The organism is Nanohaloarchaea archaeon SW_7_43_1 (assembly GCA_003009795.1).
GTDB lineage: Archaea > Nanohalarchaeota > Nanosalinia > Nanosalinales > Nanosalinaceae > SW-4-43-9.
The window spans coordinates 320883-343484 of record PXPE01000001.1 but is presented as its reverse complement, the minus strand read 5'-3'; the positions used below and the strand labels follow the sequence as shown (position 1 = coordinate 343484).

The window sequence follows — 22602 nt, the reverse complement described above, 5'->3', positions numbered from 1 at the left end:
GAGTTAAACCAGTGACAGCAACCAGGATAATTAAAAATCAGCAGTTTAGAACCAGAAATATGGATTATAGAATTAAAGACCTGCCTGAAAGTGAGCGACCTCGAGAAAAACTGGATCAAAACAGCGCTTCAGCAATGACAGACGTAGAACTACTTTCTTTAATCTTAAGAACGGGAACTTCAGGGAAAAATGTGAAAGAGCTGAGCGGAGAAATTCTCAGTTCTCATACTCTTTCCGGACTTGCTAATAGGACTTTGGAAGATCTGCAGAAGTTCGAAGGCGTTTCCCGGGTTAAATCAGGTCAATTGAAAGCTCTTGGGGAATTATCGAGAAGAATGCAGAATGAGGAGAAAGAAGAGATTTCTAGTCTTTCAGATGTAGAGTCGCGGGTTCAGGACATGATGTACATGGAGTCTGAGCTTGTTAGAGTGTTCATTCTATCGTCCGGAAACAAGTTACTGAGAGAGGTTGAGTTCGACGGAGAGGTGGCTTCCGCCAGCTTTTCTCCCAGAAAGATTTTCCGAAAATCACTTCAGGAGAATGGAGCTGCGGTAATAATCGCACACAACCATCCCTCGGGGAAAGCATCGGCGACAGAAAAAGATGTTGAAACGACGGAGAGAATAGTGGATTTGGGAAGAAACCTGGGTGTTGAAATTCTGGATCATGTAATAGTCGGAAATACCATCGAAAGTATGAGATCGGATTCCAGTGTTAAGTTCTGAAAGGTAAAAACACGCCGGAACCAAAAGCCTATTAAGTACCTTTCGGGACAACCGGACTACCTATTTAAAATTTACTTGAACGCTTTTTTGATGTAACTTCTCAAACCTAACGGATTCCCCAGCGAGGATTATAAAACATGGCCATTGACGTAACCGATCACGAAGCAGTTCCCGAACACCGCAAACTCGATGAAGACGAAGTAGAAGAGGTTCTAGAAAAGTACGACGCAGAAAAAGATAATTTGCCGAAGATAGAGCGGACAGATGCCGCTTTAAAACAGATGGATATCGGAGTTGGCGACGTAATCGAAATACGGAGAGAAAGCCCTACCGCAGGGAAAACGACCTATTATAGGACAGTTATCGAAAGGTGATTTAATTATGCAGAAAGAATTCCTAAACCAGCTAATCGACCGCAACATAGTAAAACACCAGATAGATTCATATAACCGCTTCGTTGAGGAAAGAGTACAAGCAATCCTAAACGAAGTAGGGGAGATCAAGCCAGAGCTACCGGATGGCGAAGAGCTTGTCATAAAAATAGTAGATGTCGATATCAAGAGACCCAAAATTAACGAAGCAGACGGTTCTGTAAGAGAGATTACACCTAAAGAGGCAAGGATGAGGGATCTAACATACTCCTCAGAGATCAAAGTTACAATGACGCCAATCTTCGAAGGAGTTCAGCAGGATTCAGAGGAAGTTACAATTGGAGAGATCCCGGTAATGGTTGGAAGCGATCTCTGCTGGTCCTCTGATTGGGATGAAGAAGAGAAAAGAGAACATGGAGAAGACCCTGAAGATTCCGGCGGCTACTTCGTCATCAACGGATCAGAGAAGACATTGATCTGCATGGAGGAGATGGTTAATAACAAACCTATCTACCAGGAAGACGATGGGGAACAGACCTGTAGGATCAACTCGGAAAGCTCAGGATATGTACAGAGACATCAGCTTGTGAGAGAAGATGATATTGTAGAAATATCATTTGCGAACGTTAAAAACACTCCAGCAGTCTCACTTATCAGGGCGCTGGGATACGAGACCGACAAGGAAATAGTAGAAGAGATAGGCGAGGATTATGCTTCCGATGTCTATCTAAATCTATACGAGACCGGTGCTTCAAATCAGGAAGAGGCATACGAATATGTAGCCAATCAAGCAGGAATTACTTCAGATGTTGAGGAAAGAGTTGACTCAATCCTTGATGAGTACCTTCTACCGCATCTAGGGCAGGAATCGGACGTTAGGGAGGAGAAAGCAGTTTTTCTGGCCAACCTGATTAGAAATACAATTGCATTAGGGAAAGGAGATATTAGAGAAGATGACATGGATCACTACGCAAACAAGAGACTGAATCTTGCCGGCGGACTTCTGGAAATGCAGTTTAGATCAGTATTCCTCGGTAAATGGGGTCTGCTTGCAAGGATGAAATACAACTTCAGGAAATCCGCAAAAAGAGGACGACTGCCTTCACTCCAGTCAACAATCGTCGCGGACACTTTATCGAAACAGATCATGGGAGCAATGGCAACAGGAAACTGGGTTGGAGGAAGAACAGGAATCTGTCAGAGACTTGACAGAGGAAACAGAATCAAAACACTATCACATCTGAGAAACGTTGTCTCACCGCTCAGCTCGGACAGACAGCACTTTGAAGCCCGAGATTTACATCCAACACAGTGGGGAAGAATCTGTCCGATTAAAACCCCTGAAGGTATGAACATCGGACTTAGAACACACCTAGCTATGTCAGCGAACGTCTCAACAGGAATGAACAGTATGGAGAAAAACTCGATAAAAGCAAAACTTGAGGAAGAAGGAATCGACGCAAGGTAATCAGAATGGCAGCTAAAATATATACTATGAACTTCAGAGAAACTACAGAAAAACAGAGAAAAACTCAAAAGGTGATCAATTAATGACTAATGTATTTCTGGACGGAGAAATAATCGATGAAATTGACGGACCTGAAGAGTTAAAGGAATCTCTAATAGAAAAAAGGAGATCAGGAGATATCGACAAACAGGTATCAGTATACTACGCAGACGATAAGGACGAGCTCAGGATCAACACTGATTCCGGAAGGGTTCAAAGACCTGTAATTATAGTTGAGGATGGAGAACCTCAGATGGATGACGAACAGAGAGAAAAACTGGAATCAGGAGAGATCACGCTTGGAGATCTTGAAGAAGAAGGAGCAATTGAGCACATAGACGCAGAGGAAGAAGAAAACACATATGTGGCAATGGATGAAGAAGAGGTAACAGAAGAGCATACTCACATGGAGATAGATCCCGCCATTACACACGGACTATCAGCTTCGCTGACAGTCTTCCCACAGCACAACAGAGGAGACAGAGTAAACTTCGGAGCAAAAATGTCCGGTCAGGGAATTGGAATGTACTCACGAGAGTATCCTCAAAGGTTTGACACAAACTCAAACGTAATGACCTATCCACAACAGCCGATTGTCGAGACACAGACATATGATACACTTCTAGAGAACCATCCAATAGGTCAGAACATGATTGTAGCTCTCGCATCCTTCGACGGATACAACATTGAAGACGCTGTAATCATGAACAAAGCGTCCATAGAAAGAGGTATAGGAAGAAGCACATACGCAAGAACATACAAAACAGAGGCCCAGAGATTCTGGGGAGGACAAAAAGATAAAATCGGAACACCTGACAAAGATGTCAGAGGATACAGAAGCGAAGAAGACTATGCACACCTCGATCAAGACGGAATCGTAAATCCGGAAACAAAAGTAGAATCAGACGACGTACTTGTAGGAAAAACCTCACCACCAAAATTCCTTGGATCCGGAGGCGGAAACGAGGTAAAGATGGGACTGGCAGACAGAAGAGAAACAAGTCTCACCGTAAGACACGGAGAAGAAGGAAAAATAGACAACATAATGGTCTCCGAGACAAGCGAGGGCGACAAACTCATCAAACTGAAGCTCAGAAACTACAGAATCCCGGAGCTTGGTGACAAGTTTGCAACAAGACACGGACAAAAAGGAACAGTAGGAATGATCGTACCGGAAGAAAACATGCCTTTCACAAACCAGGGAATCACACCCGACATGATACTATCAACACACGCAATCCCGAGCCGTATGACCGTATCACAGCTAATCGAAATCATAGGCGGAAAAGTCGGAGCAATGAGAGGGGAACCGGTAGACGGAACAGCATTCCACTCAGAAGACAAAGACGAACTCAGAGATCAGCTCGAAAAACTTGGATTCCAGAGAAGCGGGAAAGAAAAAATGTATAACGGAGTAACCGGAGAAGAAATGGAAGCAGAAATCCTTATCGGACCAGGATACTACCTCAAACTCGACCACCAAGTCGGAGACAAAATCCATGCACGTGGAAGAGGCCCGGTCACACTCCTAACAAAACAGCCGACCGAAGGAAGATCTCAAGAAGGAGGACTAAGACTCGGAGAGATGGAAAAAGACGTCTTCGTAGGACACGGAGCATCCCTACTCCTCAAGGAAAGGTTCGGAGCTGACGCCACAGAAATCATGATATGTGAAAACTGCGGAGAAATGGGAATACACGACAAGGCAGAAAACAGGGATTACTGCCCACACTGTGACGCAGGAGACATGGATAAAACCGATGTACCACACGCATTCCTGCTCCTCATGAATGAACTAAAATCCATGATGATAGACACAGAACTCGAACTTGAGGAAGACAACTGAGGTGTTCAGATATGAGCAACAAAAAGAAGATCGAAAAAATTGACTTTGGAATTGTAAGCCCAGAAAAAATCGATAAAATGGCTGTCAAGGAGATCGACAAAGCAGAAGTATACGACGCCGACGGCTTCCCCGTAGAAGACGGAGTAATGGATCCCGCGCTGGGAGTAATCGATCCGGGAATGACCTGCCAGACATGTGGAGGCAGAATCAGAGAATGCAAAGGACACTTCGGCAAAATTACACTTTCCAGACCGGTCGTCCACGTTCTACACGCCAAGAAAGTCAAGAACCTCCTCAGATTCACCTGTACAGAATGCGCATCTCTCGCGATGAAAAACGAAAACAGATCATACAGAAAATCGAACATGATGAACGAATGTCCCGAATGCGGAGAGGAGATGAAGGATGTCAAACTTGACAAGCCATACTCATTCTATGAGGACAACGAAGAACTCAAGCCACAGGACATAGAGGAAAGATTCGAGGAAATAAGTGATGAAGCCGCAGCACAGCTAGGAGTAGAGGGAGGAAGGCCGGAAGACCTGATAATAACACATCTTCCTGTTCCACCGGTAACAATGAGACCAAGTATCACCTTGGAGACAGGAGAAAGATCGGAAGACGACATCACACACAAACTTGTAGATGTCATCAGAATCAATAAACGGCTACAGAACAACATAGAGATCGAGGCACCGGACTTCATTATCGATGACCTCCATGAACTACTACAGTACCACGTATCAACACTTTTCTACAACGACATGTCAGGGGTTCCACCAGCAAGACACAGGAGCGGCCGTTCACTCAAATCCTTAATCGAAAGAGTACAGGGTAAGGAAGGAAGATTCAGGCAGAACCTGATCGGAAAAAGAGTCAACTTCTCCGCCCGTACGGTGATTACACCTGATCCCAACATCGGCATCAATGAGGTCGGAGTACCGAAACAGGTAGCGAGGAAACTCACTGTCAAGAAAAAAGTAACAGAAGAAAATATTGAACAAGTCAAGGAATGGATAGAAAACGGGAGAAAAACACATCCCGGAATAAACTATGTATTCCAGCCAGACGGAAGAAGACGAAGAGTAGGGGAAGAGAATAAGGAAGAACTCAAAGAAGTAATTGAAACCGGAGAAGGCTGGGAATTCGAAAGACATCTCATGGACGGCGATATCTCACTATTCAACCGACAGCCGTCACTTCACAGAATGTCAATCATGGCCCACCACGTCCGGGTACTTCCATACCGAACATTCAGAATCAACCCGAACGACTGCGCACCATACAACGCAGACTTCGACGGAGACGAGATGAACCTCCACATTCCACAGACAGAAGAAGCAAGAGCAGAGGCAGAAGAACTGCTGAAAGTTCAAGAACACGTTAAATCACCGAAGATGGGAGGACCGATCGTAGGCATGCTTCAAGACTATGTATCAGGACTATACCTACTAACACAGGAAGACATGGAACTCTCCCGGGAAAAAGCATTCAACCTGCTTGCGGAGGCAGGAGAACATGAAAAATCACTTCCTGAAGGCAAGGAAAAAGTTACAGGCAGAGAACTGGTCTCACTGTTCATACCGGACGATATCTCACTGACAATCAATGAAGGCGAGGAAAACAACGTAGTAATAGAAGACGGAGAACTAGTAGAGGGAATTCTGGATGAGGAAGCTCTCGGAGACTATGGCGGAGAAATAATCCAGCAGCTCAAAATTGAGTACGGTTCAGAAAAAGTAACGGAATTCCTTAACCGGGTCTCAAGAATAGGAGCAGTATACCTGACCCGAAGAGGATTCTCAATTTCAGTAGAAGATCTTGAGGTACCGGACGAAGCAACAGAAAATATCCATCAGTTAGTGGATCAAACAGTCGAAGACGCTGAAGACGTGATTGAGAACTACCGAGAGGAAGAAATGGAACCTATTACAGGAAAGACACTGGACGAGACACGAGAGATCAGGATGACACAGACCCTGAACAACGTCTTCACAGACATTGGAGAGATAATAAGGGAAAATGTCAACGAGGAATCATCTGCATACACCATGGCTGACTCAGGTGCAAGAGGATCCATGGAAAACGTTACAACCATGGCAGGACTCATGGGACAGAACTCGGTAAGAGACCAGAGAATCAATCGAGGATATAAGGATAGAACAACATCCCACTTCAAGAAAGACGAATTAAGTCCGAAGGCCAGAGGATTTGTATCATCCAACATCCTAGAAGGAATGGACGCACAGGAAATCTTCTTCCACCAGATGGCACAGAGAAAAGCACTGATGGACAAGTCACTTAGAACCAAAACATCCGGATACATGTACCGCAGACTATCCAACTCACTTCAGGAACTAACAGTGAAAGAGGATCAAACAGTAAGAAACGCACAAGACGACATAATCCAGTTCAGGGCTGGAGAAGACGGAGTAGACCCACAGAAATCAGATAGAGGAATGATATCAACGGAGATTGAGACCAACTAGAGGTGACCACAAAAATGACTGACAACCTATCATGGAAAAAACGAGCACAAAAACTACCTGAAAAACACCAGAACCTAGATCTTACGGATGAACAAGAGGAAACACTGAAGGAAAGATACAAACAGATGCAGTACGAACCAGGTGAATCAATCGGTGCAGTAGCTGCACAATCACTTGGAGAACCAGCAACACAGCTAACCATGGAAACATACCACTCGGCAGGAGCCGCATCGGTCTCACTTACAGCCGGACTTCCAAGACTTGAAGAGATCGTTGACGCAAGAAGAAATCCAAAAACACCTGCAATGGACGTCTACCTCACAGAAGATTATAGTAATGAGGAAGACGCAAAAAAGGTAGCAAGAAAACTGAGAGAGGTCAAGTTCGAAGACCTAATCAAGAAAGATACACTGGATATCATGGGTCTAAAAGTAGAGTACGAACTAAACCCTGACCTAACAGATGACTATGATGTAGACGGAGAAGACATCAGATCAAGAATCAAGGACTCAGTTAAAAAAGCGAAGGTGACAGTTGAAGAAAACCAAATTGTACTTGAATCAACTGAAGACGACTACGATCTCCGAGATCTCAAAGATCTGAAGAATGATGCAGAAGAAGCAAGAATCAAAGGAATCAAAGGAATTGAACAAGTAGTAGTCAGTGAAGAAAACGGAGAATGGAGACTTCAGACAGCAGGAACCTCACTTAGAAAAACACTTAAAATGGAGGAAGTAGATCAGGACAGAACAATCTCCAACCACCTATACGAGATCAAAAAAGTAATAGGGATAGAAGCCCTGAGACAGAGAATTGTCGAAGAGATCAACGAGACGCTGGAAAAACAGGGAATCGGAGTAAACGACAGACACATTATGCTTCTCGCAGACATGATGACGAAGGAAGGAGAACTCAACGGAACCACGAGATACGGAATTGTTGGAAATAAGGACTCAGTTCTCGCAAGATCAGCATACGAGGAGACAAAGAAGCATTTGACACAGGCATCACTCAAGGGAGAGACCGATAAACTTGATGGAACTATAGAAAACCTTATAGTCGGACAGGCCGTTCCAACCGGAACCGGCACAGTTGATCTAAAACCCGGCTTTAACGCCGAATAAAACCCGGATAGGAAAGGGGTTTATAAAAATTTTTTCCCATACTTTTGATACACAGATTAAGTACAGAACTAATTCTAGGAGGAGTACAATATGGCAACAGTAAAATATGACACAGAAAACATCCGTACCATGAACATGTTCGAATCCATAACAGGAGTCGAGGCAGTAGATGTCATAAACAAAGAAGATGAAGTATACTTTGTCGTACCAGATGGAAAAGCAGGGATGGCAATCGGAAAAGGCGGAAAGATAGTCAAAAAGATCCAGAACAAACTGGGCAAAGACGTCAAAATATATGAATACAGTGACAACCTAGGCAAATTCCTCAACAACCTTGTTCCCTCCGATCTCAGAGGAGTAAACATAGAAGAGGAAGACGGAGAGAAAAAAGTAGAAATCTCGGTATCTTCCGAAAACAAGGGAAGAGTAGTAGGAAAGAACGGAGACAAAATCGACTCCATCCGGGAAATTCTTGAGAGAACTCATAACGTTGACCATGTCGCAGTAGAGTAAGAGACTGATCCTTTCACAAATTTCTCTTCAGCCAGATTTATACTGTCATATTCTGAGAACTCTTTCTGGGCGATGAAATCCAAAAAATCGCCGCTACCCGAAAAAACGATTTAAAAAAAGAAAGCAATTAGCTATTATGAGTAAGTCTGATGAAGCTGAGTCAGAGATAAGTAAAGCTGAGAGCAATGTAGAGAAAAGTGGATCATTGGAGAGAGAAATATCTGAGTTCGGAAAACAAGCTAAAGACACTCACAAGAACTATGCTGAAAGAAGAAAAAAGGAGAAAAGTGGGGTAGAAAGAGTTGAAGAGGAGTTCGGAACAGCTTTAGATGATGAAAATGACCGAGAATTTAGAGAAGTGGCAAAAGATATCGGTGACTTGGAAGCCGCAGAAAAACAGGATCTTGCTGAAATTGGCGAAGAACTTAAGTCTGAAGAAAAAATAGAATCGGAGATTCAAAATTTGATCGAACACTCCATTGGGTCTGAGGAGCATCTGGGTAGAGCAGCTATGGATTTGGGAGAGGATCTTTCACAGATGGAGAATTTATTGAATAAAGATCCTGGAAGAATCGGTAAAAGAGAATTAAATCAATTCGAGAGAGATGTCAAGGACATAGATAAAGCTGCTGAAGTCCAACAGAATTCAATAGAAGAAATGGAAAATATAATCAATGATTTAGCTACTTTAGAAAAGGAAGATAATGAACTGGAAAGACTCGAGAAAAATTTACAAGCTCAATCAAAGATGGAGGGAGGATTAATTCAAAATATCGAAAAATCAGGTGAAAAGCTTCACGACAAAGAATTAATAAAGAAAGGGCAGAAGGAAGCGATGAAACTCCAGAAACTGAATAACAAGCTCAAGAAAGACGAAAGAATAACAGAGGATGTGGAGAAAAAACTATCCAAGGAAATAGAAGAAATGCAAGACGATTTGTTGAAAGCTGAAAACGTTGAGAAAGTACTCAAAAATAGAGAAAATCAGCTTGCAAGAATTTCAAAAGAAGCAAAAGCAGATGAATCAAAAACAGATCCTCAAACTAAAAAAATATTGGAAAGAATGGTCCAAGACTCAAGACGTGAGGCTTCAAGACTTGACAATGAGATAAATGAAGAAGAATCTGAACTAAGTAAAGAGGAGGACCAAATTTCAAGATTGAAGAGTGGGTTGAGAAGTAATAACAAATCCTCAACAAACTATGTTGCTTACGCAGCAGCGATAGTCACAGGAATAATTATCATAATATTTGTACTCTAGATATATTATCGAGCTTAATAATTACATCTGATAATTTAATTGATACCATAATCAACGAGTGAAGCAGGAGATAAAAAGGCAGGACAAAAGGAATCTCGGTTAGCAAGTGCTATAGGAGCTAAAGCTAATGCTGGGAAAAACATTGCGAAAGTCGCCTTTGTAGGCATAATGGCCGTGGCAGCGTTAATTACAGTCGCAACCCAGATTACGAATCCGTTCTAGAGTTCAAAAAGGAGTACAAAACAGTGAGTCAAAAAATCAGATCCTTTCACAATTCGAATATAAAAAGGTGTGTTATACAATGGGGCAAAAGGTGAAGTTCTGTCCTAACTGCGGTTCAACCGATGTAGAGCCGGATACATCTAACAGAGCGGAAATCTATTTCTCGGGTGGAAACCCCAACAAGTGGAAATGTAATGAATGTGGTTATACTGGTTTAATGCCTGAAGGCGATCCCGAAAAAGACTTTAACTTGGAACAGAATTTTGAGGGCGAAGAGGATCAGGAAAGTGTAGAGAAAGGAATTAAATTTGAACCAAATGAAAATTATCCACGAGAATATACCGGATTCGGGAAAGGATACCTCAAGTTTGTGTTATACATATTCATACCCTCGACCATAATATATCTAATCTATCTCTACATCTAAATTCATTTTTAGTCACTAAAACTCGATTAACACGGAGAATAAACGGAGGTCACTCCTTATAAAAAGTTTAACTTCACCGGTTTAGATATGGGATTGTACAACGCAAGAAAGATGAGAAAAAAACGCCAGCAATACCGCTGGAGTGATATTGATTACAAAAGAAGAATGAATAACCTGAAGGAAAAATCTGATCCTCTGGAAGGTTCACCACAGGGAAGAGGCATAGTTCTGGAAAAAAGAATAATTGAAGCAAAACAGCCTAACTCAGCATTGAGAAAATGTGTGCGAGTCCAGCTAATCAAAAACGGAAAACAGCTTACCGCATTCGTACCTGGAGACGGAGCAATCGACCACATCGATGAACACGATGAAGTACTCATCGAAGGCATCGGTGGAGCAGACGCAGGTCCGAAAGGAGATATTCCAACCGTACGCTACCAAGTGGTAAAGGTAAACGGAGTGTCACTCATCGAACTGGTCAGAGGAAACCAGCAGAAACCAACACGGTGATTATAGGACAATGACATCAGCAGCAAAGATCGAAGTAGACGACAAGATTCTGACCATGGGAAGATGGGATGCAGAAGAAGCAGAGATAGAAGACGACGGACTGGTAAGATATATCAGCCTGGACAATATTCTTGCTCCAAGAAGCAGGGGAAGACATGAGGAAAGACAGTTCTACAAAGCAGATGTACCTATTACAGAAAGACTTCTTAACCGAATGTATGTAGCCGGTCACAGAGGAAACAAACACTACATCGACTCCGGACACAACACAGGCAATTCAGAGAAGATCTGGAACATAATTGATGAGACATACGATATAATTGAAGAAGAGACAGGTGAGAATCCGATACAGGTACTTGTAAACGGTATTGAGAACTCTGCACCGACTGAAGAAGTAGTTACATACCAGAGGGGAGGAGTGAGAGCAAGGAAAGCAGTGATTGTAGCACCACAGCGAAGAGTTGATCTGGCTCTCAGACTTATTATCCAGGGATCCTACGAGAAGAGAAGAAACGACTCCGACTCAGCTGCAGAAACACTTGCCAACGAAATCATTCTCTGCGCAAACGGAAACGATGATGCGAGAGCTGTTAGAGAGAAGGAAAGAAGAGAAAGAGAAGCAGAAGGAGCAAGGTAACAGAAGCAAAGATTGCAAATCTTTTTTATTTCATGAGTTTTCTTTTCGCAGTATCAGAAGCTTAATAATTCTTTAACTTACAGATAAATTCATGACATCTGATAACCCTCTTGGCTACCCAGAGTCTAATGATGAAGTAAACCAGGCTATAGAAAGATACATGGAAAATCTTGTCTCCGAGGAATCAATACAGTTGCTCAAGGATACAGGCCTAAGAGTTCCGACATTACATAACTTGATGTACCTGACAGAGAAAGTATACCGTGAAGATAATCCTGAGAAGAGTTTATTTGATACAGAATGGAATAGGGCCTCTCTTACAGAGATAAGATCCAAAGACATAAACAACGCTCTCCAAAAATATGGAGAACTTCGGGAAAAATGGGTTGACTTCGGAGAAACTCATTATATTGTAACCGGTTACGAACCGGAAAACACTGCAAGTAATAATGTACCTGTGGAGGAATACGTTGATGATACTGTAGAGGCTCTTGAGGATTATAATGTAGTCAGCAATAGAATGCTATCAGACAGGGATTTGAAAGATTTCATTAACAGAAGGTTTGAACCATTAGATTCTGTACAGTTAGGGGAAGCAGTTGATATTTAGATGAGGAAAACCGGTGGCTAAATATTCTTCCGGCATTATTTGCATGATACTCCTAACTCCTTTTTTAAATCTTGGAACTTCTTTTTTCTGTATAAACTGAGGTAAAAGCAAAAATGTCAGATAAAGAACTTGATGCAATTAAAAGCGTAATTGAAGACCCTGAACACATCAGGAACATCGCGATCGCAGCACACATCGACCACGGAAAAACTACTCTAACAGACAACCTTCTCGCCAGAGCCGGAATGATATCGGAGAAGCTGGCAGGAGACCAACGTTTCATGGATTTTGATGATCAGGAAGCTGAGAGAGGTATTACCATTTACTCTGCGAACATCTCAATGGTACACGAATTTGATGGAGACGACTATCTGATTAATCTTATCGATACACCCGGCCACGTGGACTTCGGAGGAGATGTTACCCGTGCCATGAGAGCGGTTGACGGAGTTCTAGTGCTTGTGGATGCGGTTGATGGGGTTATGCCTCAGACAGAGACTGTCATGAAACAGGCACTCCAAGAAGGAGTTAAACCCATCCTGTTCATTAACAAGGTTGACCGACTGATAGAAGAGATGCAGTTAACACCGGAAGAAATGCAGGAAAGATTCACAAAAATCATAAGAGAAGTAAACACCGCGCTCAGAAAATATGCTGATGAAGAAACAGCTGAAAAATGGAAGATGAGTGTCAACGACGGAACCGTAGCATTCGGATCCGCACTTATGAACTGGGCAATCTCAGTCCCATACATGCAGGAAACAGGAATCAGCTTTCAGGATATCATTGACTATGTAGATGAAAGCGACCACGAAGGCCTAGCAGAAGAAGCACCGATTGAAGAAGTGTGTCTTGACATGGTTGTAAAGCATTTAGTCAACCCTCACGAATCCGCAGAATGGAGAATCCCGGCTGTCTGGCCAGGAGATGTGGAATCAGCAGTTGGAGACGATATGATAGAACACGACCAAGACGGAGAACTGGTCGGAGTCGTCACAAATGTTGAAGACGACGAACACGCAGGAACAATAGCAACGGCAAGACTATTCTCGGGAACAGTGAATGAAGGAGATGAACTCTACGGAATCGGATCACAGAAAACCGAAAGAGCACAACAGGTCGGAATTTACTCCGGGCCAAGAAAGCTAACCGTAGACAGTGTTCCTTGTGGAAACATTGCAGCAATCACAGGACCGGATTTCTCGACAGGAGAAACATTCATCCTCGAAGGAGAGGAAGAAATCCAGCCGTTCGAGCAGATTGAACACGTATTCGAACCTGTAGTCACGAAGTCAATCGAGCCTAAGAGGACATCAGATCTTCCAAAACTTATTGAAACACTTAGAAAACGGGCGAAAGAAGACAACACAATCAAGGTCGACATCGACGAGGAAACAGGAGAAACACTTGTTTCAGGGCTTGGAGAACTCCATATCGAGGCAAAGGTCGAGAGACATCTCGAAGAAAAGGGAATTGACATTGATGTCTCAGAGCCAATCGTTGTATTCAGGGAAGGAATAGACGAAGAATCAGATCATCTCACAGGTAAATCACCTAACCGACACAACCAATTAGAAGTCTCAGTCGAACCAATCCCTGAGGAGGTCAGGAAGTTCCTCAAGGAAGAATACGAAGACATCAAAAGGAAAGCAGATGACGAGACAGAGGTAAGAGATGCTCTTGTAGAGGCAGGGATGGACCAAGACGACGCCGACAATATCATGGATGCGTATGAGGAGAATCTGTTCATCAATGACTCAAGAGGTATCAAGAACCTCAGAGAGATCAAAGAGTACCTAGTTGATGCTTTCCACGAGTTCTGTGATGAAGGTCCGTTAGCCAACGAACCAGTAATAGGTCTCATGGTGAGACTTCACGACGCCTCTCTACACGAAGACGCAATCCACAGAGGCCCTGCACAGATGATTCCGGCAACCAAGGACGCAATGAAGAGAGGATTCCTAAACGCACAGCCAAGACTGATCGAACCAAAACAGATCCTCAGAATCGATACTCCAAGCTCAACAATGGGAGATGCGATGACAGAGGTCTCCAACCGGAGAGGAGACGTCATTAACATGGAAGAGGAAGGAGACTCATCAATCATCAGATCCAAACTCCCGGTAGAAGAACTGTTCGGATTTGAAGCAGCATTGAAGGGAGCAACCAACGGAAAAGGATTCTTCAACCTGGTAGAGATCATCTTCGACCCACTACCAATGAACCTTCAAGAAGAAAAGATCATGGAGATCCGGGAAAGAAAAGGAATGAAACAGGAGATGCCAAGAGTAGAGGATTAACTAAATTTTTTCTCCTACTTTTTATTCAATTCCTGTAGCCTTTTTCCCCCAAATATTCTTTCCCAAGAGAATAAAACTCCCTCAACTCCTGTTATTTCTTATCTCATCATCTAACTCACTCAGTTTGCTGTAAAGATCCTTTCCATATTCTATGTTATCCCTGTCAAAGACATCTAAGATGAAAACTACACTATTAATTTTTGTAAAAAATACTCTATGATTTAGATTTTCTTGTTTAAGATCTAATTTATCCCACAGATTTCTGTGGTCATCGTATATATAGCTATATGAATTATAGTTGTAGAATTCCTCAACAGCAGCTTCATTGATTAAATCTTGGATTTTTTCAGCTTCTCTCTCAGAGAAATTCATTAATGAATTCAATGCGGCCTCTGAGTATTCATATTTCATTCTGAAACCTTTTCTTTCACTTCTTCCGGTGTATAAGTTCTGGCTTCCTCAACATCTTTCAGAGCTTTCTCCAGTCTCTCAACAGTTTTCCCTTTGATCACGTCTGTATCTAGTTCCCTGTTCATCATTTTCAATCTTAGAGCATCTCTGATCAGTTCTGACTTAGAGTTATATCTTCCTTTTTCAACTTCGTCGTTAACAAATTTCTTAAGTTTATCAGGTAGATCTGTACTAACTGGCATAAACCAATAATTATTATTAAAACATTAAAATCTTTCGAAAACCGGTTTTGATACTAATCTATAAAGAATTCAACTATAAGACATTATCATGAATATAGCGGTTTTCCATCCCTGGCTTAAAGAGAAAGGTGGGGCAGAAAAAGTCGTGTTGGAATACGCCAGTAGGTCGGAAAATAATGTAACCGTTCTAACCCCGTTTTACGATAAAGAAAATACATTTGAAGGATTCAAAGATATAGAAGTGAAGGAGGTCGCCTGGCAAGGAGAAGCAGGAGGATTCATTTCAAGACTTCTGAAATTCAGCCTCGGCGGTACATTTACCAAGTTAGATTTTGAGGAATACGATTCTATTATCTTCTCAACTTCAGGAGTCTCAACGCCCTTTACCATGAGAAACCACGACCAGCTAACAATGGGATACTGTCATACACCGCTCAGAGCTGCCCTTCCGGAATTCAAAGAATCCTACAGAAACGATCTACCTACTGGTCTACAGCCATTTTTTGGAATAGCAACATGGTTCTTCGGCAAACTTGAAAAGTTTTCCTGGAGGTACTTCGACCACATATTTGTCAACAGCGAGAACACGAAAGAAAGAGTTTTAGACCAAGAGCTTGAAAATGAAGAAAATCTTACAGTCGTCAACCCTGGAGCGGACATAGAGGAGAACCATTCGGAAGGTCGTGAGAAATACTTTTTATACCCGACCAGATTCAGAAGCTACAAGAGACATGAGATTGCCATAGAGGCGTTCAAACAAGCAGATCTCGACGAGGAATTCGAACTTGTACTGGCAGGATCCGCTCAAGAAGAGGAATATCTACAGAAACTTGAACAAATGGCAAGTGACGAAGACAGAATAAGAATTGAGAAGGATGTACAGGATGGAAGATGGAATAAACTTTACGCAAACTGTTACTCTGTTCTTTTCTGTGCAGAGAAAGAGGACTGGGGTATAATACCGATAGAAGCCGCCAGCTACTCCAAGCCTATAATATCGGTTAATGAAGGCGGACCTGTAGAATCAATTAAAGACGATGAAACCGGTTACCTAGTAGATCCGGATCCTGGCTCCTTTGCAGAAAAAATGGAATATCTGGCCTCCAAATCTGAAAAAGTCAGAGAAATTGGAATCAAAGCTAGAAAACACTCCAGAAAATACAGCTGGGATAAATTCAGCGAGAAGCTGGATAACAGAATCAAAGCTCTACACGCAGAAAAAAGAGCCTGAAAACTACAATACCTATCACCACAATTCCTTTTTAAAGTTTAACCGGTTAATTCCGATATATACACATTAGGTGAAACTCAACAATGGCAGACAAACCACACGTTAATCTCGTATTCATCGGTCACGTAGACCACGGTAAGTCAACCTCAATTGGACGACTACTGTGGGACACAGAAAACCTACCAGAAGAAGAAATGCGAAAACTAGAAGAGGCAGCAGAAGAAAAAGGCAAGGAAACATTCGGCTTCGCATTCGCAATGGACTCAATTGAAGAGGAAAGAGAAAGAGGAGTTACAATTGACCTCGCTCACAAAGACTTCACGTCCGAGAACTACTACTTCACAATTATCGACGCTCCAGGCCACAGAGACTTCATTAAAAACATGATCACAGGAGCATCACAGGCAGACGCAGGAGTTCTTACAGTTGCTGCAGATGACGGAATCCAGCCACAGACAAAAGAACACGCATACCTTGCAAAAACGCTGGGCATAGACCAGCTGATTGTCTCAGTCAACAAAATGGACGTTGTTAACTATGCGGAAGGAGACTTCGAAGACATCAAAGAGGAAGTTTCCGAGATGCTTCAGGGCGTAGGCTATGATCCGAGCGATATTAACTTTGTGCCTATCTCAGCATTCGAAGGAGACGACGTAGTCGAGGAATCTGAAAACCTAGAATGGTACGACGGACCAACACTACTTGACGCGCTGGATGACCTAGATGAACCAGATAAACCGGAAGACCTGCCGATGAGGATCCCAATCCAAGACGTATACTCTATTTCCGGAATCGGTGCTGTAACTGTCGGAAGAGTGGAGACAGGAGACATCTCACCGGGAGACGATGTAGTATTCGAACCGGCATCCACAAGACTTAACCAGAATATAGGTGGAGAAGTCAAAACAATCGAAATGCATCACGAAGAAGTTGATGCGGCACACCCTGGAGACAACATTGGATACAACACAAGAGGAGTAGGTGAAGACGATGTCAAGAAAGGAGACGTAGCAGGACACGCGGACAATCCTCCAACAGTAGTTGACAGCTTCGAAGCACAGGTAATCGTTCTGAACCACCCTAACGTAGTTTCAGAAGGCTACACACCTGTATTCCACGTCAACACAGCACAGGTCTCATGCACATTCACAGACCTAAAAAAGACGATGAACCCGAAGACAGGAGAAACAATCGAAGAGGACCCTGACTACATCAAACAGGGACAGGCAGCAATCGTGGAAATCACACCACAGCAGCCACTCGTCATCGAAGAGAACGATGACGTCCCACAGCTCTCAAGATTCGCAGTCAGAGACATGGGACAGACAGTAGGAGCCGGAATGGCACTATCTGTCGATGAACAGTAAGGCGCAAGCCTTTCCCCGATCTTTTATTTCTTATCCAAATTTCCACTACAATTACTCCCTGAACAGGACAGTAACAGTAGAAACCAGTATTCTGACCACTTAACTTTTCCCTGCAAATTACACAGCAATAACCTCCAACATAAAACATAAATATTATAAAAAAGAGGCGGAATTTGTTTTGTAATGACAGAGAAGGCAGGAATAGTAAACAGAGGGATTGCCGTAGTAATTGACTCCATCTTAGGAGGAATACTGTTCGGATTATCGGGTATAATCATGCTCAAAGCAGTATCTGCTGCAGCAAATACGAATCTAGGTTTTAGGGCTCTCCAAATTTTCGTCGGATTAGGTATGATTACATACTTCATCTATTTTGAAGGTAAAAACGGTCAAACCCCGGCCAAAATGTTCCTAAATCTCAAAGTAATGAAGAAAGACGGCTCTGAGTGCGGATATTTTGGTTCATTGGTTAGAAACATATTGAGGATTATCGACATTCTGCCACAAGCATACATATTAGGTGCAACTTCAATATTGCTAACGAGTGAGAATCAGAGAGTAGGGGACTTAGCTGGAGGAACTGTAGTAGTAGATGAAGGAAACCAGCCAGGTCAAACGAACCAGCAAATCTGATTCACCCTTTTTTCTGTGTCTCAAAAAACCCCTGAGTCTAATCTTCGAGCTGTCGTTCCCACTCTATCATATTCTCTCATGCTTTAAAAATCGCTGAAACAGCTTTTTTACATGCCAATCGATCCTCAAAAGTTAGAAACTTTACGAGAAATAGCTGCGATGCTGCCAGAGGAATGCGACTGGGCTGCTTTCGGCAGTATTGACTCCGCTCTCAGAGGCGTTGAGGTTGAACCCGATGACATTGACCTGTTGATGGAAGAAGATACTGCGTGTGAGTTCAGGACAATATTTAACCCGAAATTCGTGGAAACAGAAAAAATAGGAGTATCCCAGATAGACAGGTACAGGATCAATGGAGAGGATGTGGAAGTCATCTACAGCAGAACCAAAGAGGACGATCAGAAACCTCTAGTTGAATGGGAAGAAATCGAGATAGAAAAGATCGAAAATGGAGTACCCCTACTGCCTATCGACCGGATTATCAAGGCGTACAGGAAGATAGGTAAAACAGATAGGGCGAAAGAATTGGAAAAGCTGGAATAGCTATCAGCAGCTAAAACCATTTATAAGAATTAACTTCAGAAGTTATGGATATGCAAAAGGCGCGGGTAAAACTTAGAAGTACCAATCAAGAAAAGGTAGATGAACTGTCCGATGAAATCGAAGAAATAGCGGACGAATACGATGCAGAACTTTCAGGCCCTGTACCCCTACCAACAGACCAGCTAACAATACCAACAAGAAAAGCACCGGACGGTGAAGGAAGTGAAACCATTGAGAGATACGAAATGCATGTACACAAACGGCTTATCGACATCATGGACTCCGAGAGAGCACTTCGACAAGTAATGCGAGTACACGTTCCAGAAGGAGTCGACATCGAAATTGAACTCGAAGAATAGATCTTCCATCCTTTCTCTTTCCACTTCTAATTTAAAGTTTCTACCGGATTGTATTTTTAGAAAGTTCAGAGAGCGCCTCTACGAAGGACTAGCGGTGGTCAAACTCTCAGAGGTTCGTGCCGGAGTGACTGAGTCTGGCTAAAGGTGCCGGTCTTGAGAACCGGTGGGACATCTGCTCCCTCCTGGGTTCAAATCCCAGCTCCGGCGTTCAACCTGTATATTTTGAAGGACATAAACTAATTGGGTTTCATGATCGAGCAGATTTTACTTTTGGCCGGTTTTGCTGCAGCAATTACTTTGGCAGTTTTAATGGCTTTGTCTTCATTAAAGAAAAATTACCGTTTCTGGCCTCCAAGCGAGAGAAATTTTTGCTGGTTAGCTTACTGGATTTTAGCAGGGATCAACGTCTCAAGCCTGGTGCTACTGATGAACCTGAACTTTCCCCTTCTAGAATTCAATCTGCAGATATTGGCCGGACTTCTAACAGGAACAATCGGGACACTGATCACCTTTGCTGCGATCTTAAAACTGGGAGCGAACACCACTTCCGGTCTAACCGATGAACTAATTGATTCCGGATTATATTCGATTTCCAGAAATCCCCAAGTAATGGGAAACTTGTTGATGCTTGTAGGTTTGACAGTTCTCCTTCCCAGACCAGAAATTATATTGCTGGCCATAATAACCGCAGTCTGGCTTTTTCTGATGGTATTCACAGAGGAAAAGTGGTTAGAGGAAAAATACGGAGAAAATTATCGGAACTATAAATCAGATGTACCGAGATTCATCAATATATCAAAGATGGAAAGTCTGTTGAAGAAAAAATAAGAAAAGAAAGAGTTGGAATCCTCTAGTTTTCCGGCTGGAAAACATCAGGGTTCTGTTCTACAATTCCTGCTGTTAGTGCGTCCGCTATCTTACTAACCTGCTTATTGGCTTCTCTCTGCTTCTGATAAGCCATTTCGTAATTCCCTTTATCATAAGCATCCATGGATTCGATGACCAAAGTCTTGTGCTCTTCTGCAAGAGTTACAACTCCGTCTCTCGGGATGTTAGGGTTAGCGTCGTTGAAGAATGTTCCAGCGCTTTCAGCGTAGCCTTCTAGGTTCTGGTCAGCTCTGTCCATTTTTGTCTGATTATCTGCCTTTAGACCTTCTGTGTAATCGACAAAGAAGCCGATGTGGTCTCTCCAGAGTCCTAGAAATTGCTGTTCTGCCTCATCACCGTAAACACTTCCAACCTTAGCCGCAAGTTCTTGACTATTCTGATCGAGTTGAGCAACCGATGCCTGAGTATCTTCATTGCCATCGTAGGAATTTCTCAATGCGACCAGTCCTAAATCAACGTGTTCTTTCAAGTCACTGTTCAGTCCTATTCTGAGATCATCTGCAGGATTCATCGACTCTATCTGAGCTTCATCTCTTTGAGTTTCAACGTTTGAAACCTGTTGTTCAAGAGAATTAATCCTGTCTTCTTGGGAAGCAATAGTGTTTTCCTGACTATCAATCTCTGGCTGTTTATTCATCTGCCCTCCCATATATCCCAGACTACCTGAGACAAGTACTGCAGCTACAAGCGAAACTAAAATCTTTGAATTCAATTGTTACACCTCATTAAGAACCAAAATGTCTCAAAACCATTTTAAACAAACTATAAAACTTTTTAGTGGATTAAAACAGTTGTTTAGCAAGAAAAAGTCTACTTTAGAAAATTAAAGTAAAAGAAAGGAAAACTGAAAACTTAAACAAGTTAAACTCAATAAAGATCTTATGACTCTTCCAAAGGGCGCCATTGCAATACTGAGAGAAACAAAAGATGAGACCAAATCATTCGATGACTATACTGAAATTGAAATACAAGGAGAGAAACTAAGCTCAGCAACAGTTACAAAACGGCTAAAGGAACTAGTTGCACTGGATGGGCTCGAAGAAACAGTTATCAGATCAGAAACAGGGAGGAGAAAAGTAGGATATGAAGTAACAGAAAGAGGTAGAAAAGTCCTGAAGATTGCCGATGAATTTGAAGATAAAATAGGCGACATAAAGGAATGAATGGGATTAATTTTTGTCTCAATTGACAAATATAGGAGAAAATATCAAGATACTGAAGTGTTCTGAACCTGAGTGCGAAGTTTCGGAGCGGATAGGTATTGGTTAGGTAAAGAGCCGAGAACTCCTATATCATATTTCGGAAAGCCTTCATGCCACTCATGTATAAAAACCAATAAAATAGCTACCGGTAATTCAGTCTCTATGGGAAGCTATATCGAGGATTTCCAGGGAGACAGAGAGAGAAACTCCGATATAATCATTACTATAGATGGAATGGCCGCAACAGGCAAAGGAACTCTGGCCGAATTCATAGCTGATAAGCTTGACCTCAAACATTTCTCGGCCAGCGATGTTTTTTACGAGGTAGCAGAAGAAAGAGGGCTTGAAGACCATGAACTATCTGAGGAGGCAGAGAAAGAACTTGACCTAGAGATCGATCGAAGAACGGTTAAAAGAGCTTTGAGCCAGGACTGTGTGGTTGAGGGTCGAATCCCTTCCCATGCTTTGGGAGACTACTCCGATCTCCGGACAAAAGTTACAGCAGGTCTAGAGGAAAGAGCCGGGAGACTGGCGAAAAGAGAAGACATCGATAGGTATGAGGCCTCACAAGTAGTGAAGAAAAGGGATAGAGAGGACTCCAGAAGATACAGTGACTACTACAATATAGATACTGACAACAAGGAAATCTATGACCTGATAATAGATAACTCTGAACTGGGAATAGAGGAACAGAATCAGCTAGTCGATAAGGTTTTGAAGCAGGAGTTCACAGAAAGATATGAAGAGGATTAGAAATAGAGTAAATGGCATACAAGATACTGGAACATACGGCCGATGAGAAGTTCAGGGCGCAAGGACAGACATTGGAGAAAGCGTTTTCAGAGACAGTTAAGGCATTCGGAGAGATAGTCGGCGCAGATCCTGAAGCCGGAGCATACAGACATGAAGTAAAGGTTGAGTCAGAGAGCCATGAGGCCCTACTTTTCGACTTTCTGAACAAACTGATATTTCTCCAGGACACGGAAGGGGTGGCAGTGTGCCAGGCAGATAAACTTGAATTTGAGGAAGAAAAGGAATCTTACCTGATCGAAGCAACCATCTGGGCCGATTCAATTGAAAGGGATGATAGCTTTCTCGACATCAAGGCCCCAACCTATAATGAGATGAATGTAGAATATGAGAAGGATGAAGGCTGGGTGCTAGAAGCAGTTCTCGACATCTAA

Annotated in this window: 25 protein-coding genes and 1 tRNA gene; 23 read left to right on the top strand and 3 right to left on the bottom strand. The window is 42.6% G+C overall.

Features of this window, described 5'->3' with window-relative positions:
* Positions 1-11 precede the first annotated feature (11 nt).
* The 13 genes from BRC29_01985 (at position 12) to BRC29_01925 (ending at position 14542) form a co-directional block, all read left to right on the top strand.
* Positions 12-725: a hypothetical protein gene (locus BRC29_01985; protein ID PSG98876.1), complete on the top strand. Its 714-nt coding sequence runs from the start codon at positions 12-14 to the stop codon at positions 723-725.
* A 137-nt stretch (positions 726-862) separates the two neighbouring features.
* A complete protein-coding gene (locus BRC29_01980) occupies positions 863-1099 on the top strand; it encodes a DNA-directed RNA polymerase subunit H (GenBank protein ID PSG98875.1) in 237 nt (78 codons plus the stop codon).
* 7 nt (positions 1100-1106) lie between these two features.
* Positions 1107-2564: a DNA-directed RNA polymerase subunit B'' gene (locus BRC29_01975; GenBank protein PSG98874.1), complete on the top strand. Its 1458-nt coding sequence runs from the start codon at positions 1107-1109 to the stop codon at positions 2562-2564.
* A gap of 82 nt (positions 2565-2646) precedes the next feature.
* Positions 2647-4449: a DNA-directed RNA polymerase subunit B gene (gene rpoB, locus BRC29_01970; protein ID PSG98873.1), complete on the top strand. Its 1803-nt coding sequence runs from the start codon at positions 2647-2649 to the stop codon at positions 4447-4449.
* Between the two features lie 11 nt (positions 4450-4460).
* Entirely contained in the window at positions 4461-6938 is a 2478-nt protein-coding gene (locus BRC29_01965) for a DNA-directed RNA polymerase subunit A' (protein PSG98872.1), read from the top strand.
* Positions 6939-6952: 14 nt separating this feature from the next.
* Complete coding sequence (locus BRC29_01960; GenBank protein PSG98871.1) at positions 6953-8062, top strand: DNA-directed RNA polymerase subunit A''; 1110 nt, start codon at positions 6953-6955, stop codon at positions 8060-8062.
* A 90-nt stretch (positions 8063-8152) separates the two neighbouring features.
* Positions 8153-8575 carry a NusA-like transcription termination signal-binding factor gene (locus tag BRC29_01955; GenBank protein ID PSG98870.1) on the top strand — a complete coding sequence of 141 codons (423 nt, stop codon included), beginning with the start codon at positions 8153-8155 and terminating at the stop codon, positions 8573-8575.
* 136 nt (positions 8576-8711) lie between these two features.
* Entirely contained in the window at positions 8712-9836 is a 1125-nt protein-coding gene (locus BRC29_01950; protein ID PSG98869.1) for a hypothetical protein, read from the top strand.
* A 301-nt stretch (positions 9837-10137) separates the two neighbouring features.
* Complete coding sequence (locus BRC29_01945; GenBank protein ID PSG98868.1) at positions 10138-10485, top strand: hypothetical protein; 348 nt, start codon at positions 10138-10140, stop codon at positions 10483-10485.
* An 87-nt stretch (positions 10486-10572) separates the two neighbouring features.
* The gene (locus BRC29_01940; GenBank protein PSG98867.1) at positions 10573-10995 is read left to right on the top strand and encodes a 30S ribosomal protein S12; all 423 of its coding nucleotides are present in this window, start codon (positions 10573-10575) and stop codon (positions 10993-10995) included.
* Positions 10996-11005: 10 nt separating this feature from the next.
* Positions 11006-11632 carry a 30S ribosomal protein S7 gene (locus BRC29_01935; GenBank protein ID PSG98866.1) on the top strand — a complete coding sequence of 209 codons (627 nt, stop codon included), beginning with the start codon at positions 11006-11008 and terminating at the stop codon, positions 11630-11632.
* 91 nt (positions 11633-11723) lie between these two features.
* On the top strand, positions 11724-12242 hold the full coding sequence (locus tag BRC29_01930; protein ID PSG98865.1) for a hypothetical protein: 519 nt from the start codon (positions 11724-11726) through the stop codon (positions 12240-12242).
* Positions 12243-12355: 113 nt separating this feature from the next.
* Complete coding sequence (locus BRC29_01925) at positions 12356-14542, top strand: elongation factor EF-2 (GenBank protein ID PSG98864.1); 2187 nt, start codon at positions 12356-12358, stop codon at positions 14540-14542.
* An 81-nt stretch (positions 14543-14623) separates the two neighbouring features.
* Here BRC29_01925 and BRC29_01920 read toward each other — a convergent pair whose 3' ends face one another.
* Complete coding sequence (locus BRC29_01920) at positions 14624-14953, bottom strand: hypothetical protein (GenBank protein PSG98863.1); 330 nt, start codon at positions 14951-14953, stop codon at positions 14624-14626.
* On the bottom strand, positions 14950-15195 hold the full coding sequence (locus BRC29_01915) for a hypothetical protein (protein PSG98862.1): 246 nt from the start codon (positions 15193-15195) through the stop codon (positions 14950-14952). The genes BRC29_01920 and BRC29_01915 overlap by 4 nt, the downstream gene beginning before the upstream one ends.
* 88 nt (positions 15196-15283) lie before the next feature.
* Here BRC29_01915 and BRC29_01910 point away from each other — a divergent pair, with 88 nt between their 5' ends.
* From BRC29_01910 to BRC29_01880, 7 genes are all read left to right on the top strand, one after another.
* Entirely contained in the window at positions 15284-16426 is a 1143-nt protein-coding gene (locus tag BRC29_01910) for a hypothetical protein (protein PSG98861.1), read from the top strand.
* Positions 16427-16509: 83 nt separating this feature from the next.
* Positions 16510-17793 (top strand): translation elongation factor EF-1 subunit alpha, encoded by a 1284-nt coding sequence (gene tuf / locus BRC29_01905; protein ID PSG98860.1) that lies wholly within the window; start codon positions 16510-16512, stop codon positions 17791-17793.
* A gap of 183 nt (positions 17794-17976) precedes the next feature.
* Positions 17977-18426 carry an RDD family protein gene (locus tag BRC29_01900; protein PSG98859.1) on the top strand — a complete coding sequence of 150 codons (450 nt, stop codon included), beginning with the start codon at positions 17977-17979 and terminating at the stop codon, positions 18424-18426.
* Between the two features lie 111 nt (positions 18427-18537).
* The gene (locus tag BRC29_01895; protein PSG98858.1) at positions 18538-18969 is read left to right on the top strand and encodes a hypothetical protein; all 432 of its coding nucleotides are present in this window, start codon (positions 18538-18540) and stop codon (positions 18967-18969) included.
* Positions 18970-19019: 50 nt separating this feature from the next.
* Positions 19020-19328 (top strand): 30S ribosomal protein S10, encoded by a 309-nt coding sequence (locus BRC29_01890; GenBank protein PSG99532.1) that lies wholly within the window; start codon positions 19020-19022, stop codon positions 19326-19328.
* Between the two features lie 118 nt (positions 19329-19446).
* Positions 19447-19535 (top strand) — tRNA-Ser (locus tag BRC29_01885).
* A 42-nt stretch (positions 19536-19577) separates the two neighbouring features.
* A complete protein-coding gene (locus BRC29_01880; protein ID PSG98857.1) occupies positions 19578-20156 on the top strand; it encodes a hypothetical protein in 579 nt (192 codons plus the stop codon).
* 22 nt (positions 20157-20178) lie between these two features.
* On the opposite strand, the gene BRC29_01875 is transcribed toward BRC29_01880, so the two are convergent.
* Positions 20179-20928 carry a hypothetical protein gene (locus BRC29_01875; GenBank protein PSG98856.1) on the bottom strand — a complete coding sequence of 250 codons (750 nt, stop codon included), beginning with the start codon at positions 20926-20928 and terminating at the stop codon, positions 20179-20181.
* 169 nt (positions 20929-21097) lie between these two features.
* On the opposite strand from BRC29_01875, the gene BRC29_01870 reads away from it, so the two are divergent.
* From BRC29_01870 to BRC29_01860, 3 genes are all read left to right on the top strand, one after another.
* Positions 21098-21379, top strand: coding sequence for a hypothetical protein (locus BRC29_01870; GenBank protein PSG98855.1), 282 nt, complete (start codon positions 21098-21100; stop codon positions 21377-21379).
* A 72-nt stretch (positions 21380-21451) separates the two neighbouring features.
* Complete coding sequence (locus BRC29_01865) at positions 21452-22171, top strand: cytidylate kinase (protein PSG98854.1); 720 nt, start codon at positions 21452-21454, stop codon at positions 22169-22171.
* Between the two features lie 11 nt (positions 22172-22182).
* Positions 22183-22602, top strand: a complete 420-nt coding sequence (locus BRC29_01860; protein ID PSG98853.1) for a hypothetical protein — start codon at positions 22183-22185, stop codon at positions 22600-22602.

What these genes read in the sequence shown, in the direction of transcription:
- BRC29_01900 (PSG98859.1), top strand. Translation starts at nt 17,977, where the DNA reads ATGACAGAGAAGGCAGGAATAGTAAACAGAGGGATTGCCGTAGTAATT.
- BRC29_01935 (PSG98866.1), top strand. Translation starts at nt 11,006, where the DNA reads ATGACATCAGCAGCAAAGATCGAAGTAGACGACAAGATTCTGACCATG.
- BRC29_01980 (PSG98875.1), top strand. Translation starts at nt 863, where the DNA reads ATGGCCATTGACGTAACCGATCACGAAGCAGTTCCCGAACACCGCAAA.
- BRC29_01860 (PSG98853.1), top strand. Translation starts at nt 22,183, where the DNA reads ATGGCATACAAGATACTGGAACATACGGCCGATGAGAAGTTCAGGGCG.
- BRC29_01975 (PSG98874.1), top strand. Translation starts at nt 1,107, where the DNA reads ATGCAGAAAGAATTCCTAAACCAGCTAATCGACCGCAACATAGTAAAA.
- BRC29_01950 (PSG98869.1), top strand. Translation starts at nt 8,712, where the DNA reads ATGAGTAAGTCTGATGAAGCTGAGTCAGAGATAAGTAAAGCTGAGAGC.
- BRC29_01890 (PSG99532.1), top strand. Translation starts at nt 19,020, where the DNA reads ATGCAAAAGGCGCGGGTAAAACTTAGAAGTACCAATCAAGAAAAGGTA.
- BRC29_01955 (PSG98870.1), top strand. Translation starts at nt 8,153, where the DNA reads ATGGCAACAGTAAAATATGACACAGAAAACATCCGTACCATGAACATG.
- BRC29_01965 (PSG98872.1), top strand. Translation starts at nt 4,461, where the DNA reads ATGAGCAACAAAAAGAAGATCGAAAAAATTGACTTTGGAATTGTAAGC.
- BRC29_01915 (PSG98862.1), bottom strand. Translation starts at nt 15,195, where the DNA reads ATGCCAGTTAGTACAGATCTACCTGATAAACTTAAGAAATTTGTTAAC.
- rpoB (PSG98873.1), top strand. Translation starts at nt 2,647, where the DNA reads ATGACTAATGTATTTCTGGACGGAGAAATAATCGATGAAATTGACGGA.
- BRC29_01930 (PSG98865.1), top strand. Translation starts at nt 11,724, where the DNA reads ATGACATCTGATAACCCTCTTGGCTACCCAGAGTCTAATGATGAAGTA.
- tuf (PSG98860.1), top strand. Translation starts at nt 16,510, where the DNA reads ATGGCAGACAAACCACACGTTAATCTCGTATTCATCGGTCACGTAGAC.
- BRC29_01870 (PSG98855.1), top strand. Translation starts at nt 21,098, where the DNA reads ATGACTCTTCCAAAGGGCGCCATTGCAATACTGAGAGAAACAAAAGAT.
- BRC29_01895 (PSG98858.1), top strand. Translation starts at nt 18,538, where the DNA reads ATGCCAATCGATCCTCAAAAGTTAGAAACTTTACGAGAAATAGCTGCG.
- BRC29_01910 (PSG98861.1), top strand. Translation starts at nt 15,284, where the DNA reads ATGAATATAGCGGTTTTCCATCCCTGGCTTAAAGAGAAAGGTGGGGCA.
- BRC29_01920 (PSG98863.1), bottom strand. Translation starts at nt 14,953, where the DNA reads ATGAAATATGAATACTCAGAGGCCGCATTGAATTCATTAATGAATTTC.
- BRC29_01925 (PSG98864.1), top strand. Translation starts at nt 12,356, where the DNA reads ATGTCAGATAAAGAACTTGATGCAATTAAAAGCGTAATTGAAGACCCT.
- BRC29_01880 (PSG98857.1), top strand. Translation starts at nt 19,578, where the DNA reads ATGATCGAGCAGATTTTACTTTTGGCCGGTTTTGCTGCAGCAATTACT.
- BRC29_01940 (PSG98867.1), top strand. Translation starts at nt 10,573, where the DNA reads ATGGGATTGTACAACGCAAGAAAGATGAGAAAAAAACGCCAGCAATAC.
- BRC29_01945 (PSG98868.1), top strand. Translation starts at nt 10,138, where the DNA reads ATGGGGCAAAAGGTGAAGTTCTGTCCTAACTGCGGTTCAACCGATGTA.
- BRC29_01960 (PSG98871.1), top strand. Translation starts at nt 6,953, where the DNA reads ATGACTGACAACCTATCATGGAAAAAACGAGCACAAAAACTACCTGAA.